We start from the raw sequence: 18,775 nt of genomic DNA, 5'->3' as shown, positions 1-18,775 counted from the left end.
TCTTTTGAAACCATTTTAATCGGCGGCGGCAAAGGTCATGATGGTTGCATCGACGCTCAGGATATCGCCTTCGCCTGAAAACAGCTTTTCAATTTTGCAGCGTTTTTCGGCGATCAGCGCATTTTCCATTTTCATCGCTTCAACAATACATAGCGTTTGACCAGCCTCGACAATTTCGCCTTCGGCAACAAATAATTTAATCAGGCTTCCGGGCATGGGGCAAAGCAGCATATTGGATGTATCGGGCCGCTCAACCAGTTTCATGTGATGGGCAAGCGCGGCAATATGCGGCGCTCGGACATGCGCACAAAGGCTGATTCCCCGATAATATAGATGCCAGCGATCTTGCTGCCGCCATAATTCACATAAATATTCACTCGTTTCGCCATCTTCAGTCAGCACAACATGCAGGCGCGGATGGCTTGGGTCGCGGTCAAAAACCAGATGAATATTGGTTTCGACCTCTGGCGGTGCGGTGATGTTAAAGCTGCCATCATTTGCCCTGATGATGCCAATCTCAAGATCTTCATCTGCGTCATGCGCGCCGGTGTCGGCATTGGCAAATTGCACGATCTGGCGGTTTGAATTGTCATCATGGCGGGGATGTGTCGGGGCGGTTTCAAGACTGGCAAGCCGGTACATCTCGTCATATGCCGCCGCCGCCATGATCATGCCAAGATGGCGTTTGCGGGCAGGCGAAGCGGTGACGCCGCAAAACCCGTCTTGATATTCTTCATCAATGAAGGCGGTGGTGATGTTTCCGCTGATAAAACGGTCATGTTCCATCACGGCTGATAGAAACGGAATATTATGCCCGACTCCGCGCATGGTAAACGCATCAAGCGCGGTTTGCATGCGGCCAATAGCGGCGTTGCGGTCACACCCCCAGCTGCATAATTTGGCAATCATCGGATCATAATAGATTGAGATAACATCGCCTTCGCCAACGCCGGTATCATTGCGGGTGATCGTGCCATCATCATGCGTCTGTTCGGCAGGCGGGCGATACAGCGATAACCGGCCAATGGCTGGCATGAAATTACGATAGGGGTCTTCAGCATAAAGCCGGCTTTCCATCGCCCAGCCATGAATGCCGATATCGATTTGTTTGTGGCGAAGGGTTTTACCGGCGGCGATCAAGATCATTTCTTCAACAAGATCAAGGCCGGTGATCATTTCGGTTACTGGATGTTCGACCTGAAGACGGGTATTCATTTCCAGAAAATAGAAATTGCGATCACCATCAACGATAAATTCGACCGTACCGGCACTGTAATAGTCAACCGCCGCGGCAAGCCAAATCGCTTCGGTGCCCATTGCCTGACGGGTGGCATCATCCAAAAAAGGCGATGGTGCTTCTTCGATGATTTTCTGGTTGCGGCGCTGGATCGAACATTCGCGTTCGTTCAAATGGATGCAATTGCCGGATTTGTCGGCCAGAATTTGAATTTCGATATGGCGTGGGCTGGTGATGAATTTTTCGATAAACACGCGATCATCACCAAAGCTGGATGCAGCTTCGCGCATGGCGGTGGCGTAACCATCAGCCACTTCGCCAGATGAATGGGCAATCCGCATGCCTTTGCCACCGCCACCAGCGCTTGCCTTGATCATAACTGGATAGCCGATTTCATCGGCAATTTTGACCGCTTCTTCGGCGGTTGCGATCACCCCGATATGGCCGGGGACGGTGCTAACACCGGCAGCCTTTGCCAGTTTTTTGGATTCGATCTTGTCGCCCATTGCCGCAATGGCATTGGCTGGCGGCCCGATAAAGGCAATATCGGCTGTCTCAAGCGCAGCCGCAAAACCGGCTTGTTCAGACAGAAATCCATAGCCCGGATGCACCGCCTGTGCGCCGGTTTCGTGGCAGGCTGCGATAATCTTGTCGGCCTGAAGATAGCTGTCTTGTGCGGTCATGCCGCCAAGGGCGACGGCTTCATCGGCAAGCTGCACATGTTTGGCTGCCCGATCAGCATCGGAATAGACTGCAACAGTGGCAATGCCCATTTTGCGGGCCGTATGGATGATCCGGCAGGCGATTTCGCCACGATTGGCAATCAGGATTTTTTTAAACATGGCGAACTCTCTAAATGAATTGCGCGGCAACCAACCACAGGTTAAAGCGGAATATTGCCAAATTTCTTGGCAGGATTTTGTTGGCGTTTGCCGCGCAGCTTTTCAAAAGCCTGAATGATGCGAAACCGGCTGTTCTGCGGAATGATAACATCATCAACAAAACCACGCTCAGCCGCGATAAATGGATTGGCAAACCGCGTTTCATAATCAGCCGTACGCGCCGCAATTTTTTCAGCATCGCCAAGCTCGGACCGATAGAGAATTTCAACCGCACCCTTTGCCCCCATCACCGCAATTTCGGCGGTTGGCCATGCGTAATTTGCATCGCCGCGAAGATGTTTTGAACTCATCACATCATAGGCACCGCCATAGGCCTTGCGGGTGATCAGGGTCACTTTGGGAACGGTTGCTTCGGCATAGGCAAATAATAGCTTGGCACCATGTTTGATGATGCCGCCGTATTCCTGCGCGGTTCCAGGCATGAATCCCGGAACATCGACAAGCGTAAGAATGGGAATGTTAAACGCATCACAAAACCGGACAAATCGCGCCGCTTTGCGGCTGGAATCAATATCCAGACAACCGGCAAGAACCATCGGCTGATTGGCAACAACACCAACTGGCGATCCGTTCAGCCGGACAAAGCCGGTTAGGATATTTCTGGCAAAATCTTCCTGCAATTCAAAGAAATCACCATGATCGGCAAGGCTTGTCACAAGCTCGCGCATATCATAGGGCATATTTGCATTTTCGGGGATCAGGCTGTCGAGCGCTGGAGTGGTACGCGCTGGATTATCATCGCACGCCAATTGCGGTAAACCGGCAGCGTTATGCGATGGTAAAAACCCTACAAGACGGCGAATTTCGGCAAGCGCTTCAAGGTCATTGTCAAATGCGCCATCGGCAACCGAAGATATTGTTGTATGGGTTTCGGCACCGCCAAGCTGTTCGGCAGTCACCTCTTCACTGGTCACGGTTTTGACAACATCGGGGCCGGTAACAAACATATAGCTGCTGCCCCGAACCATGAAGGTGAAATCGGTCATTGCCGGCGAATAAACAGCACCGCCAGCACATGGCCCCATGATCACGGAAATCTGCGGCACAACGCCTGACGCAAGCGCATTTTGCAAAAATACATCAGCATAGCCACCAAGCGAATCAACACCTTCTTAAATCCGCGCCCCGCCACTGTCATTCAGCCCGATGACCGGCGCGCCATTCTGAATTGCCAATTTCAAAACCTTAACAATCTTGCTGGCATGGGCAGCTGAGAGCGAGCCGCCAAAAACGGTAAAATCTTGCGAAAATACATAAATGAGACGGCCATTGATGCGGCCTGATCCGGTAATCACACCATCACCGGCAATCGTATTGCCATCCATGCCGAAATCGCGGGTGCGATGCACGACGAACATATCAATTTCTTCAAACGATCCGGGGTCAAGCAGAACATCAATGCGCTCACGCGCGGTTAGCTTTCCGGCGGCGTGCTGGCGGTCAATGCGGGAAGTTCCGCCGCCAAGTCGCGCCTGTTCGCGGCGATCCTGCAATTCTTTGATAATGTCCTGACCTGTATGTTTCATGTTCTATCCAATCGTTGCGCCCTGCGGCCATCGCATCGGTGATGTGATGGCGGCCATTGATCACAATGGAGTATGACAATACAAAGCCAAAAGCCAAACGTCACCAGCTTATATTCTGATTTTCCACCAAGCGGCCGAACAAACAGGTCAGATTGATTGATTTTCGCCGGTAAAAGCGGCATTCTCGGCCGGTCTTTTGAGGAGCTGCTATGCTGCGATTTTCTGCCAATCTTGGGTTTTTATGGACTGAACTGCCCCTGCCGGCCGCCGTTATGGCCGCGGCAAAGGCCGGATTTGACGCGGTTGAATGTCATTGGCCTTTTGACGTGCCGCGATCCGAAATTCTGGCAGTATTAACAGCGACAAAATTGCCGATGCTGGGGCTGAATACGCGGCGCGGCAATGTCGATGCTGGCGATTTTGGCCTTGCCGCCTGCGTTGGGCGCGAAGATGAGGCACGGCGCTATATTGACGAGGCGGTTAATTATGCTGCCGCGATTGGCGCTGGGTCGGTTCATGTGATGGCGGGGCGAACCGATGGCGATGTTGCGGCTGAAACCGCCTATTGCGATGCGCTTGCCTATGCTGGTGCTGCTGCTGCGCGCCATGATATGATGGTTTTAATTGAACCGATCAATCAGCGTGATGTTGCCAATTATCATCTTTCAACGGTCGAAGCTGGCGTTGCCACGATCAAACAGGTTGGACTTGGCAATATCAAATTGATGTTTGATTGCTATCATATCCAGATCATGCAGGGCGATTTAATCCGCCGGATCGAGGCCAATCTGGATTTTATTGGCCATATCCAAATTGCAGCTGTACCTGACCGCGCCGAGCCAGATCATGGCGAACTTGCCTATAAGGATATTTTGCTGGCGCTTGATGCAGCTGGATACGACGGGTTTATCGGTGCCGAATACCGTCCGGCACAATCAACCGAGGCCGGACTTGGCTGGCTTGAAACGGCAAAAGGTTGGCAGAAATGACTCGGCTTATCGCTGATATTGGCGGCACATCGCTGCGGTTGGCGCATCAGAATGGTGATGATCCGGCGCTTTGCGACCCGGCCATTATGGCCTGTGCTGACTTTGCCACAGCCGAAGATGCATTTGCCGGTTATTGCGCCAAACATAGGCTTGATATCGATATGCTTTGTCTGGCGGTCGCCGGCCCGGTAAATGGCGGAAAGGTCGATATCACCAATAATCATTGGCAATTTGATGTCGGCAAGCTGGCGGCGGCGATAAATCTACGTGCCTATTTGCTGATCAATGATTTTACCGCGCAAGCAATGGCGCATCGTGATCTGTTGCAAAATAATAGATCAATGCCGGCAGACCGCCGGCAGATTTTGCGCGATGGAACGGCTGATCAAACCACGCCTTTGCTTGTAATTGGCCCTGGAACCGGTCTTGGTGTGGCGGCGTTGGTACCCGCCGGTGATGATATTCAGGTGATTGAGGGCGAGGGTGGTCATGTCAGCTATGCCCCGCGCAACCCTGCCGAATTTATGGTTCTGGCGCATCTGGCAAAAGAATTTGGCCATGTTTCGGCTGAACGGATTGTCAGCGGGCCCGGCCTTGAATCGATTTATCACTGCCAGACAGGTGATCATAAATCAGCGCCGGACATTGGAGCTTTGGCACTTGCGGGTGATGCGGCGGCTTTGTCGGCGGTTCGATTGATGCTGCAAAGCCTTGGCACAGTTGCAGCGAATGCGGCGCTCAGCCTTGGCGCGCGCGCTGGCGTGGTGATTGCTGGTGGTATTGCTGGTAAATTATCGGCGCTTCTTGGCGATAGTGGGCTTATTGACCGGTTTGACGATCATGGTCGCCGCCGGTCTTGTCTTCATGCATTGCCAATTTATCTATCGATTGATCCGCTTGCCGGATTGCGCGGTGCAGCGGCGGCATTTGATAATCGCTATCTGGCGCGGCGCACCACTTTGCTTTAATTCAGATCCATTACCGCAAATCGTCCAATCAGATTGCGTTGCTTTATGATGGCACGCTTGCCATGCCTGACCCAACGCCCTAGATTATATCTAACCTTCTTTTTACAGGAAGGTTAGGCTTGTCAAAAGAAGGTCTGGCCTTCTGGCGATCGGCGGCAATGGGATAAACCAAAACAGAGGCGATCATGTATAAAATCAGTGATGCGGCACGGCGCGCGGCTTTAACGGTGAAAACCGTTCGTTATTACGCCGATATCGGACTTGTAAAACCGGCAGGCCGATCGGCAGCCGGATACCGGCTTTATGCCGAATCAGACATTGCCAAGCTGGGATTTATTGGGCGGGCACGCCGCTACAGCTTTTCGATTGAGCAATGCCGTGATCTTCTAAGCCTTTATGAAGATGACCAGCGGCCAAGTGCCGAGGTAAAGCAAATCACTCTTGAGAAAATTGCTGAAATTGATCGCAAGCTTGGTGAATTGCAGGAATTGCGTGACGAATTAAGCCATTTAGCCGGAAACTGTCATGGTGATTCACGCCCTGATTGCCCGATTATTGGCAATCTTGCCAGCGGTTTGACGGTTCAATGATGGCACAATACAGCCAAGATAATATTTGAAGTTTGGCTTTTGTCATATTTCTATAACAATTCAGCAGCATGATATGGTCAGATGTCCGTCCACCAGAAATGTAACGAAATGAAAAGCAAAAAAACCGATCCGATCATTGACGGGTCAACCGAAGATGAGAGCTTTTTTAACCGCGAGCTAAGCTGGCTTGCGTTTAATGAGCGTGTTTTATCTTTGGCCGAGGATGACGATAAACCGCTTGGGGAACGCATTCGGTTTCTGGCCATTTCGGCAGATAATCTAAATGAATTTTTCATGGTGCGCGTTGCCGGTCTTCGCCAGCTTGTGGATCGCGGTTTCAAGCGTTTGCCAAAAGATGATGTTGATATTGATCAATTGCTGACGCAGATCATGGCGCGAAGTGCCAAATTGATGGCGCGCCAAAATCAGGTTTTGCCCGAATTGATTGGCTGTCTTCGCGATGAAAATATCCATGTTATGTCGGATATTCCCGATGATGAGCAAGATCGGCTTTGGCTTGAAGATTGGTTCATTGATAATGTTCTGCCATTAATCACCCCGACAACGCTTGACCCATCTCACCCGTTTCCGTTTTTCCATAATGACGGCAAGGGAATGATGCTGGAATTGACCAGCCCGGACAGCAAGCCGATGCAAAGTGTGATTTTGCTGCCGGCGAATTTGCCGCGTTTTGTCAAATTGCCCGGTGATGGGTTGCGGTTGCTTCTGGTCGAGGCGGTGATCCGTGCCAGCATTGTTAAAATCTATCCGCGCCATCAGTTTGTGTCGGCAGCGATGTTCAGCATTTTGCGTGACTCTGAAATCGAAATTGATGATGAAGCGAATGACCTGATTCATGAATTTGAAAATGCGCTTCGGGCGCGTCAACGTGGCAATGTGGTTTTATTGACCCTGTCAAAAGATGCGCCAAAACCAATCCGGCGTTTGCTGAAATCAGCAATGGGTATTGATGAAAATAACTTCTTTAATACCGATGGGCCAGTGGCGTTGAATAATTTTTCCGAATTGCTGCATTACATTCCCAAACATTTGCTGTTTCCGGCTTTTACGCCGCGCTTTCCCCAGCGAATCAGGGATTTCAATGGTGATTGCTTTGCCGCAATCCGCAATAAGGATATTATCGTTCATCATCCTTATGAAAGTTTTGAAGTGGTGGTGCGCTATCTCCAGCAGGCTGCAACTGATCCTGATGTTTTGGCAATTCGCCAGACACTGTATCGAACCACGTCAAATTCACCAATTGTAAAGGCGCTGATCCAAGCGGCCGAAAATGGCAAGACCGTTACGGCCGTGATTGAATTAAAGGCACGGTTTGACGAGCGCAATAATATTCAGCTAGCGCGGGCGCTTGGCCGTGCTGGTGTGCAGGTTGCCTATGGTCTGACTGATCTGAAAATTCATCTTAAAATGTCGCTTGTTGTAAGGCGTGAACATGGCAAGCTGGTATCTTATACGCATGTTGGCACTGGCAATTACCACCCGATCACCGCTGGCATCTACACGGATCTGTCCTATTTCACCTGTGACAAGGATGTGGGGCGCGACGCCTATGAAATTTTCAAATATCTGACAAGTCATGTGCAGCCAGATAAATTGAAACGCAGCTTTATTTCGCCGCATCAATCATTTCCCCAATTAAAACTTATGATTCGTGCCGAGATTGAAAATTGTAAAAATGGTCTTCCCTCGGGTATCTGGCTGAAATGCAATTCGCTTGTCGATCATCGCTTGATCGAATTGTTGTATGAGGCCTCGCAGGCAGGCGTGCCGATTGAAATTTTGGCGCGTGGCATTTGCTGTTTGCGACCGGGCGTGGCTGGCTTGTCTGAAACCATTACGGTTCGGTCAATCATTGGCCGGTTTCTCGAACATGGGCGGATTTATGTTTTTGCCAATGGTGGTGAATTTCTATCTGACAAAAACATCGTGATGATTTCTTCAGCCGATTTGATGCCGCGTAATCTGCGCCGCCGTGTTGAGTGTTTTATGCAGCTGGAAAATCCGACCATTCGCAAACAGGTGCTTCACCAAATTATGGTGGCGCTTCTTCGTGATGAAAAAAACGCTTGGTACTTGCAGCCTAATGGAAGTTATGTGCATCCTCAAACCGATGAGACAAGCTTCTCATGCCATGATTATTTCATGTCAAACCCCAGCCTGTCAGGGCTTGGCAGTTTGTCAGCCACGCAGGATAATGGTTAGGGAATTGGGATCGAAGCAATGAGCTCTTCTGCAAATCAATCACCCATGACTGTTGCCGAACGGCTGTCGCATATCGCCTATCAAGATGCTGTGCCACCAACCGCGCGCATTGCGGTGATTGATATTGGCTCAAACTCGGTTCGGCTGGTGATCTATGGCAAGAATGGTGCTTATCCGGCACCATTATTTGACGAGCGATCAAATTGCCGGCTTGGTGCGGGGCTTGATGAAACCGGCATGCTTGCCAGTGACCGTATTGCGGTTGCTCTTGAAACCTTGGCGCGGTTTGCCGCCATCATTCGTGCGATGAAGGTTGATAGCTGTTATCCGGTAGCAACCGCGGCGGTTCGACGGGCTGGCAATGGTGATGAATTTCGCCGTCCTGCCGAGATTATTCTTGGCCAGCCGATTCAGGTTTTGTCGCAACAAGAAGAAGCAACCCATGTGGCGCGTGGCCTGACCTTGAACGTGCCTGAGGCGAGTGGGTTGGTCGCCGATCTTGGCGGTGGCAGCATCGAAATTGTGGCACTGAAAAAAGGCGAGATTCGGCATTCGGTCAGTTTGAATTATGGCCATTTATCAAATGCCGATGAGGCCGAAATCATCGCAGCATTCACGCAAATTGGCTGGATCAAAAGCTTTGCCGCCAAGCAGCTATTCGGCGTTGGTGGTAGTTTTAGAGCGCTCGGATTGGCTTTTATCGGACGCGAGGATTATCCCCTGCCGGTGCTTCATGGTCTCAAGATCAGTAGCGAGATGGCGATGACGCTATGCGATGATTTTATCCAGCCCGACTCAGCGCTTGACGGTGTGCCGATGGCGCGGCAACGCACCATGCCGATGGCGGCAAAAATCATTCGGGCGCTGGTTGATATTGCGGCGGTGCGTCGGGTAGTTGTCAGCGGCACCAGCATTCGGGATGGTGTTGTTGCCATCAATGAGTTGAACGAAACCCAAAGAGCCGATTTTCTGGTGGCGATCAGTCAGGAAATTGCTGGAGCTGGCGGCCGGTTTGTTGGTGTGTCGGATGCGCTGAAACAGTTTTTGCAGCCCTTGACCATTGGCCGCAAACCCGGCTTTGCGCGGTTGCTTGATGTGGCCTGTAATCTTGCTGATATGTGTTGGCACGAACATAGCGATATGCGCGGTGATCTTGCCGCACGGCGGGTGCTTGGTCTGCCAGTGAATTGCATGACGCATAAGGAACGTATCTGGTTGGCGATGGTGCTGTATCACCGCTATGTTGGGCTAAAGCAGAACAAGCCGCATCCTGAAGAAATGGATAGCCTGCTTCGCGCGAAACGGCGTGGCGAGGCGTTGACCGTTGGGCTTGCCTTGCGCTTTGCGCTGATCTTCAGTGCCGGAACATGCGAATCTCTGAAAAATATCCGGCTTGAATGCCAACCAGATGTGATGCAGTTGCATATTGATCCATCGGTGCGTGGCCTGTTTGATTCGCATTGCCAACGCCGGTTCGTTGATTTTGCAGCATCGGCAAATTGCAGTACCGAAGTGATTTATGACTAGGTTTTTGTGGCTTGTCGATGACCCGTCCAATACCCCCGGCTCAACACCAAATGAGAAATGATCATGTCACAAGATAGCCATACGCAATCGCCTATCAGCCAGATTGGTGACATGCTTGATGATGGGTTGATCCTGACTAATCTTGATGGGGTTATCCGGTCGGCAAATCCGGCGGCGGTGCGCTGGTTTGGCGAAAATCTGACCGGACAGATGATCTTTGATGTGATCAATCACCCCAATATTGGTGACTTGTTTACCAAGGCAGCGGATGATGCTAAGCGGTGCGAAATGCGCTATGAGCCAACCAATATCATACAGCGCGAATTTCGAATGCGTCTGCAGCGGATTGGCGATCAATCGGTTGCGCTATTGTTTCTGGATATGACCCTGCAACGCAATCTGGAAAAGGTGCGGCGTGATTTCGTTGCCAATGTCAGCCATGAATTACGCTCGCCGCTCACCAGCCTTGCTGGGTTTGTTGAAACCATGCTGTCGGATGAAGTGCCCGATCCGGCGATGCGGATGCGGTTCTTGACGATCATGGATGAAGAAGCCAAACGCATGTCGCGGCTGATTGATGATCTATTGTCATTATCGCGCGTCGAGGTGGATGAACATATCATTCCCGACAATCGGGTGAATCTAGCTGAATTGCTGCATTCGGTCGGCGATAGCATGAGTGGTCGCGCGATGAAAAAGAATATGAATATCAAAATTACCCAGCCCGATGATGCACAATCGCAAGCCGCGCTGCCGGTGATTTTCGGCAAACATGATGAGATTACCGAAGTGTTTGTTAATCTTTTGGAAAATGCGATCAAATACGGGTTTGATGGCAGTGATATTACGCTTGCCATCACGATGGTGGCACCGCGTCATGTGCGTATTGACGTTACCAACTTTGGTGAGGGAATCGAAGAGCGCCATTTGCCACGCTTGACCGAACGTTTTTACCGTGTTGATAAAGCCCGATCACGCCAGATTGGCGGTACGGGTCTTGGGCTTGCCATTGTGAAACATATCGTCAACCGGCATCGCGGCAGCCTGTCAATCACCAGCACGCTTGGTGAAACAACAAAATTTTCGGTTGATTTGCCGCTGGCACCTGTGGTGACCCCGCAGTGATGATCCCGCAGTGATGATCCCGCAGTGATGATCTCCGTTTAACGCCCCGATCATGCTGCTAATCGGCACTAAATTTTCAAAAAAACCGACTTTGTCATAAAACTGTAACATCGCTGTCATTTAACTGTCGCACTTAGGCGCTAAATCTGAACGCGATCAGACGATATGGATCGTTTGACGGATTGTGTATATAGGAGAATGAGATGCGTTTCACCCCTTTGATTGCAGGCATGATTGCCAGCCTTGCCCTGTCAACCGCAGCGCAAGCAAGAGACCAGATTTCAATTGTCGGCTCGTCAACTGTCTATCCGTTTTCAACGATCGCTGCCGAAAAATTCGGTCAATCAAGCGGTTTTAAAACACCGGTTATCGAATCCACTGGGACTGGCGGCGGCATGAAGCTGTTCTGTAAAGGGATTGGTGTTGAATATCCCGATGTAACCAATGCATCGCGCGCAATCAAAAGCAAAGAAGCCAAGATGTGTGCTGACGCTGGTGTCGCTTTTCAAGAATTTATCGTTGGCAATGATGGAATCGCTTTTGCCAACAGCCTAAAGGGACAGCATTTTAAGATCTCGATTGCACATGTTGCCGCCGCATTGGCCGCTGAATTGCCATTTCAGGCCGATGGCGCATCAGATGCAACCCCGAACCAGCTAGAGACTTGGGCCGATGTTGATGCCTATACCGCCAAACGAATTGGCGGCGATCTTGCCGGTTTGCCAAATATTCCGGTTTCAATCATGGTTCCTCCGCCAACCTCAGGCACCCGTGATGCGATGGGCGAATTATTCATGAAACATGGCTGGAAAAAGCTTGGGCTTGACGGAAGCGGATATAAAAAGCTGCGCGAGGACGGTGCCGCCATTGAAGTTGGCGAAAATGATTCACTGATCATTGAAAAGCTTGTCGCTGACCAGAATATGTTTGGTGTCTTTGGCTATTCATTCTTTGATCAGAATCGCGACAAGGTGCAGGCCGCCCTTCTTGATGGTGTTGAGCTGAATTTTGAAAATGTTGCCTCATACAAATATCCGGCAGCTCGCCCGCTATTTTTCTATGTGAAAAAAGCACATGTTGGCGTGATTCCGGGTCTGAAAGAATTCATCAATGAATTTGTTTCGGAAAAAGCGATGGGACTTGATGGCTATCTGTTCCCAGCAGGTCTGGTGCCTCTATCAGAAGATGATTTTGCCAAGCAGGTTGCGGCGCGCGACGCGCTCTAGGCAAAGCCTAAAATAAAAACGGCATGCTACAAACGATGTTTCAGTTTGTGGCATGTCTTTTGTTTTGACCATTGGCATGCTAGGCAAAGATAGACGCTTGCCTGCCGTCAATGACCCAGGGTCTAGATGGTAATGCGGGCATTGTAAAATAGGGTAGGCGCCGGAATAGGCATGTTTGATTTTAGGTTATGTAGGGCAGTATGAGTGATTTTCTTTCACCAAAACTCGTGGTTTTTGCGGCGACAATTGCGGCCGCATTTCTGTCATTTTATCTGGCAACTGGACGTGTTCGCAAACAAGCTATTGCCAGCCAGACCAAATCGCACTCGCTAAATCAATATTACGGATTCTATGTATCTCTATGGGTTCTGGTGCCGGCAATTTTACTGGCGTTGATCTGGATGTTTGCCGCTGATCCGATGCTGACAAGCGCGGCCAAGGCGCGGATGGTTGCCGCCTATCCGAATCTGCCGGACTCGTTTTTGAATTTGAAAATGGCACAGCTTGTCAATATCGCTTCAGGCTATATCAAAGCACCTGACGCGGTGATGGCTGCGCAGGCCGAATTGCTTCGTGCCGCGCAGGCCTCGGCTGACCGCGCCCGTAGCCTGACTTTGGCGGCGGTGATGTGTGTCGGCTTTTTCTATGCCTTCCGGCGGGTGTCGCCCGAATTGCGCGCCCGCGTGCTGTGTGAGGCATTTTTACGCCGCTTATTCTTTTTATCGGCAGTTGTGGCAATTCTGACAACGATTGGCATCGTGGCGTCACTGCTGTTCGAGGCCGTTCGGTTTTTCCGCGAAATTTCGCTGTTTGATTTTTTCTTTGGCACGCATTGGTCGCCAATGACCGCGCTTCGCCCGGCTGACGCTGCGGCTGCAGACGAATTTGTGGCCGGATCAACAGGGTCATTTGGCATGGTTCCGGTGATGGCTGGCACCTTGCTGGTGGCGGTAATTGCGATGGCGGTGGCGGTGCCAATCGGGTTGTTTTCAGCCATCTATACATCTGAATTTGCCTCGCGGCGGGTGCGTAATATTGTCAAACCAACGCTTGAGGTTCTGGCCGGTGTGCCAACCGTTGTTTACGGGTTTTTTGCGGCGCTTACGGTGGCTCCTTTTTTCCGCGATCTTGGATTGTTTGTCGGGCTTGATGTGTCATCGCAAAGTGCGCTTGCCGCTGGCGGTGTGATGGGAATCATGATCATTCCGTTCATTTCCTCATTATCGGATGATGTGATTACGGCGGTGCCGCAATCATTGCGCGATGGTGCTTATGGGTTGGGAAGCACGCGAGGCGAAACCATCATAAGGGTTGTTTTGCCGGCCGCGTTCCCTGGCCTTGTCGGTGCCTTTTTATTGGCCATCAGCCGTGCGATCGGCGAAACCATGATTGTGGTCATGGCGGCAGGTGTTGCGGCAAATATGACGATAAACCCGCTAGAATCCGTGACCACTGTGACCGTTCAGATTGTCATGCTTTTGACTGGCGATAACGAATTTGACTCGGTGAAAACATTATCGGCCTTTGCGCTTGGCATGACCTTGTTTGTGATTACTTTGCTGCTGAATATTGCCGCGCTGACCGCGTCACGCAGGTTAGGACAACGTTATGAATAACCCTATCGAAATGATCCAGCCTGATGCCGAAACCCAAGCGCGATTTGAAAAAATTGCGCAAGGCTTGAAAAAACGTCATGCCGCATCACGGCGGCTGAAAACCTATGGCATTATGGCGATTGTGACGGCGATCAGCTTTCTTGCGATCCTGCTGACAACGATCATCAGCAATGGCTATACCGCAATCCAGCAGACCGAATTGCAGATTGCGCTGACCATTCCAGCCGAAAAACTGCAAAATGATAATGGTACAATTGATCCGGTGAAGGCGCGTAAATTTAACTGGAACGGCCTGATCAAAAAAGCGTTCCGCGCCGAATTTCCAGATGTGACAGCGATGCTTGACCAGCGTGCGCTTGTTGAGATTCTGTCGAAAAATGCAGGCTATGACCTTCGTCGCCAAATCGAGGCAAAGGGGTCTATCCCCATAGGCGAGACAAAGCTGTGGATCAAAACATCGGATGATGTCGATATGCTTATGAAGGGCCGGCTTGACCGCAACCTTCACGAATCCCAGCGCCGGTTATCCGATCAGCAAATTGGCTGGATTGATAATCTTGTTGCGGATGATCGTATCCGGCTTGTGTTTAATGATACATTTTTCACCGCGGCAGATTCGCGTGAGCCAGAAAGCGCTGGCGTCCTTGGTGCGACGGTTGGGTCGGCAATGGCATTATTCGTGACGGTGTTGCTGGCTTTGCCACTAGCTGTTATGGCGGCTGTCTATTTGGAATATTTTGCCCCGCCTGGCCGCGTGACCGATTTTATCGAAGTGAATATCAATAATCTGGCAGCGGTACCGTCAATCGTTTTTGGCCTTTTGGGGCTTGCGGTCTTTCTTGGGTTTTTTGGCATGCCGCGATCAGCCCCGCTGGTTGGCGGGATGGTGCTGGCGCTGATGACCTTGCCGACCATTATCATTGCCACACGCGCGTCAATTCGTGCGGTGCCAACCTCGATCCGTGATGCTGCGCTTGGGCTTGGGGCGTCACGCATGCAGGCCGCAATTGATCATGTTTTGCCGCTTGCCGCGCCGGGGATTTTAACCGGAACCATCATTGGCATCGCGCAGGCGCTTGGTGAAACCGCGCCGCTGATCATGATTGGCATGGTTGCTTTTATCGTTGATGTGCCAGCCACCCTAACCGATCCGGCAACGGCATTACCGGTACAGATTTACATCTGGTCAGATAGTGCCGAACGCGCTTTTTACGAACGGTCGTCACTGGCAATTATGGTGCTTTTGACCTTTTTGATTACAATGAATATTTCGGCGGTTCTGTTGCGCCGGAAATTTGAGAAGAAGTGGTAACAAATTCGATGGATCCAGTCGTGGATATGGCAAATGCCATCAAGATTCAGGCCAAAGATGTCAATGTGTTTTATGGTGAAAAACAAGCCTTGAACAATGTGTCGATTGATATTGAAGATCGGTCGGTAACGGCATTTATTGGCCCGTCAGGTTGCGGCAAATCAACCTTTCTGCGCTGTTTTAACCGCATGAATGATGTCATCCCTAGCTGCCGTGTTGAAGGGTCGATCATGATGGGTGATGTTGATGTGAACAGCCCACAAACCGATCCGGTTTTGCTTCGGGCGCGCATCGGGATGGTGTTTCAAAAACCGAACCCCTTTCCCAAAACAATTTTTGAAAATGTGGCCTATGGGCCGCGCATTCATGGGCTGGCACAAAGCAAAAGCGAGCTTGATGACATGGTTGAAGACAGCCTGAAAAAAGCCGGTCTTTGGGGTGAGGTTGCTGACCGGCTCGCCGATCAGGCAACCGGCCTCTCGGGTGGCCAGCAACAGCGGCTTTGCATTGCGCGTGCGATTGCGGTTGGGCCGGATGTTCTGTTGATGGATGAGCCTTGTTCGGCACTTGATCCGATTGCCACCTCGGTGATTGAGGAATTGATCAGTGAATTACAGCAGCGCTTTACCATTCTGATTGTCACCCATTCGATGCAGCAAGCGGCAAGGGTGTCGCAGAAAACCGCTTATTTCCATCTTGGAACGCTGGTTGAATATGGCGATACCAAAGACGTGTTTACCTTGCCGAAAAACGAACAGACCGAAGCCTATATCTCTGGTAAAATTGGTTAGGAAAAATTATGGATACACAAAAACATATCAGCTCGGCTTTTGATCAGGATTTGATGATCCTGAATGACGCATTGCAACAGCTTGGCGATTTGGCATGCCAACAGCTTGAAGGCGCCATCGAAGGGCTGGCAATGCAAAATCAAGCCAATCTTGATAAGGTTATTAAAGGCGATGCCGCGCTTGATGCGCTTGAGGCCGAAATCAATGAAAAGGCGATTGAGGTCATTGCAATCCGCTCGCCGCGTGCCAAGGATTTGCGCTATGTTTTGGTGGCGTTGAAAGTGGCAACGATTCTTGAGCGCATGGGTGATTATGCCCGCAATATCGCCAACCGCACCAAGGTGATTATGACCGCTGGCAATGAAAATATTCCGGGTGTGAATATTGGCCGTATGGGTCAGGTGACGCAAGAAATGGTGCGGGATGCAATGAAGTCCTATCAAAATCGCGATGCGGAAATGGCGCTTGCCGTTTGGCGCCGTGATATCGAGGTGGATCACATGCATACCGCATTCCATAAAGAGGTCTTGGCCTCGATGTCGCGCAACCCGAATATGGTTGGTACTGGCGCACATCTTTTGTTTATCGCCAAAAACATTGAACGGATTGGTGATTATGCGACCGGCATAGCCGAACAGGTGCATTTCCTTGTTGAAGGCGCAATGCCTGATGAAGACCGGCCAAAAGCCGATAAAACCAGCAAGGTCGTTGGAACCTGATTTTGAGATAGAGATTGATGCCGGTAAAAATCCTGATTGCCGATGATGAGCTGAACCAGCTGGAGCTTTTGTCCTATAATCTGGTGCAGGCCGGTTTCGACGTTGCGCAGGCGCATGATGGTCAGGCCGCGATGACAATGATTGAGGATTGGCACCCTGATTTGGTAGTTCTTGACTGGATGATGCCGCATATGTCGGGTATCGAACTTTGCCGGATATTGCGGTCACGCGCCGATACGAAATTACTGCCAATCATCATTCTCAGCGCCCGCGGTGAAGAAGGCGACCGCACGCTTGGGCTGGATACCGGGGCTGATGATTATATGTCGAAACCCTTTTCACCGCGCGAGCTGGTGTCGCGGGTCAAGGCGCTTTTACGGCGATCGCGCCCCGCCTTGATGAATGATGTTCTGGAATTCGAGGATTTACAGCTATTCCCAAGCCGGATGGAAGTGTTTCGTGGCGGCGTTCGGGTGGCGCTTGGGCCAAAGGAATATCAGCTTTTGTCGGTCTTGATTGAACGTCCCGGTCAGGTGTTTAGCCGATCCCAGCTTCTTGACATGGTTTGGGGGCATGGCGTTTATGTTGAAGAACGCACGGTTGACGTTCATTTAAGCCGGCTTCGCAAGGCGCTTGATCAGGCAGGTGATGCACCTTTGCCAAATCTGATCCGCACCGTGCGCGGCAGTGGCTATGCCCTTCAATCTGGATGATTGAAAATGCGGGGTGATTGCCAATCCTCGATAAAAACATTAGCAAGATCATCAGAATATTGTATCACCGGTCTAGACGGCGTGATGACAGGCCAACCAGAGATCAGCACCCGCCAGATTAGTATCGCCAGATCGGCAAATAACAAGGTTTGAAAATATGGCAAAGACAACAAAGCGCGGCGCATCACATCACTATAGCGACGCGCCAGCGCATTTCGTGCCGCTGGCGGTGATCATTGATGAATATGATGGCGTTCTTGACCAATATATCAGCGCGACTGGTGCGGGTGATGTTGTGGTGACAATGCCGGTTACGGTTGATGTGGCACGCGAAGGCAAACAGAAATTTTTTGTCGCGGTTGCGGTTACAACGGCATTTGATGACCCCGAAGCCTTGTCGGATGAAATTGAACGAACCGCCCCAAAGGGGCATCGGCCAGTGTTTGCATGGGTTCCGGCCAATCTTTTCGGCCGCGATGATTTTGGTATTTTTATTGATGAAGTGCCAATTGGCGAAGTGTTGAAAAACAGCCTTGTGAATGAAGTGATCGAACAGGCCGCGATTGAAGCAACTGTTGTTGCACTCAGCAAGTAACCAACAATTGGCCGTTGCGTAATAACCTGTCATCCTTGGGTCATGTGAAAGAGCGGATGAAAATGCCAACCATCTATATTGATGCAGATGCTTGTCCGGTAAAAGCCGAAGCCGAAGCGATTGCCAGTCGTCATCAGCTTCGTCTTGTGATTGTTGCAAATGGGGGCATTCGGCCATCGGCAAACCCGCTTGTCGAGCTGGTGATTGTCAGTGAAGGTGCCGATATGGCTGATAAATATATTGCTGATCAAGCGCATGAAGGCGATATCGTGATTACGGGGGATATTCCGCTTGCGGCCAAGGTGCTTGGCAATGGCGCGGCGGCAATCCGGCATAATGGCGATATCTTTACCAGTGCCAATATTGGTGGCCAGTTGGCAACCCGCGATTTGATGGCTGATATTCGGGCGGCTGATCCCTTTTTGGCGCAATCTGGTCGCAAAGGCGGCAATGCGGCTTTTTCAGCCAAAGACCGGTCGCGGTTTCGCAATGCGCTTGAGGCGGAAATTCGCAAAGCCCAATCTTTAGCCTTGCGGCGACCGTGATGATGGCGCGGCACCAACGCCTTGACAGCGTTTCGAGCAATAGCGCACCTGTTCCCAATCACGCGCCCATTTTTTGCGCCATTGAAATGGCCTGCCGCAGCTAGCGCATATTTTTTCTGGCAGATTGGCTTTTTTTAACATTTTTGTCATATTCACAGGCTATGCATCGTT

Annotated in this window: 16 protein-coding genes and 1 pseudogene; 14 read left to right on the top strand and 3 right to left on the bottom strand. The window is 50.9% G+C overall.

Annotation, left to right across the window (positions count from 1 at the left end):
- Positions 1-15 precede the first annotated feature (15 nt).
- Together ABXT40_RS09930 and ABXT40_RS09925 are read right to left on the bottom strand one after the other, a co-directional pair.
- Positions 16-2,079 carry an acetyl/propionyl/methylcrotonyl-CoA carboxylase subunit alpha gene (locus ABXT40_RS09930; protein ID WP_443645445.1) on the bottom strand — a complete coding sequence of 688 codons (2,064 nt, stop codon included), beginning with the start codon at positions 2,077-2,079 and terminating at the stop codon, positions 16-18.
- Between the two features lie 41 nt (positions 2,080-2,120).
- Positions 2,121-3,665 (bottom strand): annotated as a pseudogene (locus tag ABXT40_RS09925) (acyl-CoA carboxylase subunit beta).
- A 209-nt stretch (positions 3,666-3,874) separates the two neighbouring features.
- Between ABXT40_RS09925 and ABXT40_RS09920 the strand changes: the two are divergent.
- The 14 genes from ABXT40_RS09920 (at position 3,875) to ABXT40_RS09855 (ending at position 18,604) form a co-directional block, all read left to right on the top strand.
- Complete coding sequence (locus ABXT40_RS09920) at positions 3,875-4,654, top strand: hydroxypyruvate isomerase family protein (protein WP_443645444.1); 780 nt, start codon at positions 3,875-3,877, stop codon at positions 4,652-4,654.
- Positions 4,651-5,622 carry a glucokinase gene (locus ABXT40_RS09915; RefSeq protein WP_443645443.1) on the top strand — a complete coding sequence of 324 codons (972 nt, stop codon included), beginning with the start codon at positions 4,651-4,653 and terminating at the stop codon, positions 5,620-5,622. Before ABXT40_RS09920 ends, ABXT40_RS09915 begins: the two co-directional genes overlap by 4 nt.
- A gap of 185 nt (positions 5,623-5,807) precedes the next feature.
- The gene (gene cueR / locus ABXT40_RS09910) at positions 5,808-6,212 is read left to right on the top strand and encodes a Cu(I)-responsive transcriptional regulator (RefSeq protein WP_443645442.1); all 405 of its coding nucleotides are present in this window, start codon (positions 5,808-5,810) and stop codon (positions 6,210-6,212) included.
- 108 nt (positions 6,213-6,320) lie between these two features.
- Entirely contained in the window at positions 6,321-8,435 is a 2,115-nt protein-coding gene (locus ABXT40_RS09905; RefSeq protein WP_443645441.1) for an RNA degradosome polyphosphate kinase, read from the top strand.
- Between the two features lie 18 nt (positions 8,436-8,453).
- Positions 8,454-9,962 (top strand): Ppx/GppA phosphatase family protein, encoded by a 1,509-nt coding sequence (locus ABXT40_RS09900; RefSeq protein ID WP_443645440.1) that lies wholly within the window; start codon positions 8,454-8,456, stop codon positions 9,960-9,962.
- A 63-nt stretch (positions 9,963-10,025) separates the two neighbouring features.
- The gene (locus tag ABXT40_RS09895) at positions 10,026-11,087 is read left to right on the top strand and encodes an ATP-binding protein (RefSeq protein WP_443645439.1); all 1,062 of its coding nucleotides are present in this window, start codon (positions 10,026-10,028) and stop codon (positions 11,085-11,087) included.
- A 203-nt stretch (positions 11,088-11,290) separates the two neighbouring features.
- A complete protein-coding gene (locus ABXT40_RS09890) occupies positions 11,291-12,313 on the top strand; it encodes a substrate-binding domain-containing protein (RefSeq protein ID WP_443645438.1) in 1,023 nt (340 codons plus the stop codon).
- Positions 12,314-12,513: 200 nt separating this feature from the next.
- Positions 12,514-13,929: a phosphate ABC transporter permease subunit PstC gene (gene pstC / locus ABXT40_RS09885; RefSeq protein WP_443645437.1), complete on the top strand. Its 1,416-nt coding sequence runs from the start codon at positions 12,514-12,516 to the stop codon at positions 13,927-13,929.
- Entirely contained in the window at positions 13,922-15,241 is a 1,320-nt protein-coding gene (gene pstA / locus ABXT40_RS09880; protein ID WP_443645436.1) for a phosphate ABC transporter permease PstA, read from the top strand. The genes pstC and pstA overlap by 8 nt, the downstream gene beginning before the upstream one ends.
- Before the next feature lie 26 nt (positions 15,242-15,267).
- A complete protein-coding gene (pstB, locus tag ABXT40_RS09875) occupies positions 15,268-16,032 on the top strand; it encodes a phosphate ABC transporter ATP-binding protein PstB (protein ID WP_443647006.1) in 765 nt (254 codons plus the stop codon).
- 8 nt (positions 16,033-16,040) lie between these two features.
- Entirely contained in the window at positions 16,041-16,751 is a 711-nt protein-coding gene (phoU, locus tag ABXT40_RS09870; protein WP_443645435.1) for a phosphate signaling complex protein PhoU, read from the top strand.
- 17 nt (positions 16,752-16,768) lie between these two features.
- Positions 16,769-17,464: a response regulator gene (locus ABXT40_RS09865; protein ID WP_443645434.1), complete on the top strand. Its 696-nt coding sequence runs from the start codon at positions 16,769-16,771 to the stop codon at positions 17,462-17,464.
- A gap of 157 nt (positions 17,465-17,621) precedes the next feature.
- Positions 17,622-18,059 carry a hypothetical protein gene (locus ABXT40_RS09860; protein WP_443645433.1) on the top strand — a complete coding sequence of 146 codons (438 nt, stop codon included), beginning with the start codon at positions 17,622-17,624 and terminating at the stop codon, positions 18,057-18,059.
- 62 nt (positions 18,060-18,121) lie between these two features.
- Positions 18,122-18,604, top strand: coding sequence for a YaiI/YqxD family protein (locus tag ABXT40_RS09855; RefSeq protein ID WP_443645432.1), 483 nt, complete (start codon positions 18,122-18,124; stop codon positions 18,602-18,604).
- Here the strand turns inward: ABXT40_RS09855 and ABXT40_RS09850 are convergent.
- On the bottom strand, positions 18,584-18,754 hold the full coding sequence (locus ABXT40_RS09850) for a DUF2256 domain-containing protein (RefSeq protein WP_443645431.1): 171 nt from the start codon (positions 18,752-18,754) through the stop codon (positions 18,584-18,586). The two genes, ABXT40_RS09855 and ABXT40_RS09850, sit on opposite strands and share 21 nt — an antisense overlap.
- Between the last annotated feature and the right edge of the window lie 21 nt (positions 18,755-18,775).

It is taken from the genome of Candidatus Ponderosibacter sp. Uisw_141_02 (assembly GCF_048087665.1).
Lineage (GTDB): Bacteria > Pseudomonadota > Alphaproteobacteria > Puniceispirillales > Puniceispirillaceae > UBA3439.
The sequence above is the reverse complement of the archived record's forward strand: the minus strand, read 5'-3'. Positions and strand labels throughout refer to the sequence as shown.

Coding starts and splice junctions, on each gene's coding strand:
- ABXT40_RS09920 (WP_443645444.1), top strand. CDS start 3,875: ATGCTGCGATTTTCTGCCAATCTTGGGTTTTTATGGACTGAACTGCCC.
- ABXT40_RS09930 (WP_443645445.1), bottom strand. CDS start 2,079: ATGTTTAAAAAAATCCTGATTGCCAATCGTGGCGAAATCGCCTGCCGG.
- ABXT40_RS09850 (WP_443645431.1), bottom strand. CDS start 18,754: ATGACAAAAATGTTAAAAAAAGCCAATCTGCCAGAAAAAATATGCGCT.
- pstB (WP_443647006.1), top strand. CDS start 15,268: ATGGCAAATGCCATCAAGATTCAGGCCAAAGATGTCAATGTGTTTTAT.
- ABXT40_RS09860 (WP_443645433.1), top strand. CDS start 17,622: ATGGCAAAGACAACAAAGCGCGGCGCATCACATCACTATAGCGACGCG.
- ABXT40_RS09900 (WP_443645440.1), top strand. CDS start 8,454: ATGAGCTCTTCTGCAAATCAATCACCCATGACTGTTGCCGAACGGCTG.
- pstC (WP_443645437.1), top strand. CDS start 12,514: ATGAGTGATTTTCTTTCACCAAAACTCGTGGTTTTTGCGGCGACAATT.
- ABXT40_RS09895 (WP_443645439.1), top strand. CDS start 10,026: ATGTCACAAGATAGCCATACGCAATCGCCTATCAGCCAGATTGGTGAC.
- ABXT40_RS09865 (WP_443645434.1), top strand. CDS start 16,769: ATGCCGGTAAAAATCCTGATTGCCGATGATGAGCTGAACCAGCTGGAG.
- ABXT40_RS09855 (WP_443645432.1), top strand. CDS start 18,122: ATGCCAACCATCTATATTGATGCAGATGCTTGTCCGGTAAAAGCCGAA.
- ABXT40_RS09890 (WP_443645438.1), top strand. CDS start 11,291: ATGCGTTTCACCCCTTTGATTGCAGGCATGATTGCCAGCCTTGCCCTG.
- cueR (WP_443645442.1), top strand. CDS start 5,808: ATGTATAAAATCAGTGATGCGGCACGGCGCGCGGCTTTAACGGTGAAA.
- pstA (WP_443645436.1), top strand. CDS start 13,922: ATGAATAACCCTATCGAAATGATCCAGCCTGATGCCGAAACCCAAGCG.
- ABXT40_RS09915 (WP_443645443.1), top strand. CDS start 4,651: ATGACTCGGCTTATCGCTGATATTGGCGGCACATCGCTGCGGTTGGCG.
- ABXT40_RS09905 (WP_443645441.1), top strand. CDS start 6,321: ATGAAAAGCAAAAAAACCGATCCGATCATTGACGGGTCAACCGAAGAT.
- phoU (WP_443645435.1), top strand. CDS start 16,041: ATGGATACACAAAAACATATCAGCTCGGCTTTTGATCAGGATTTGATG.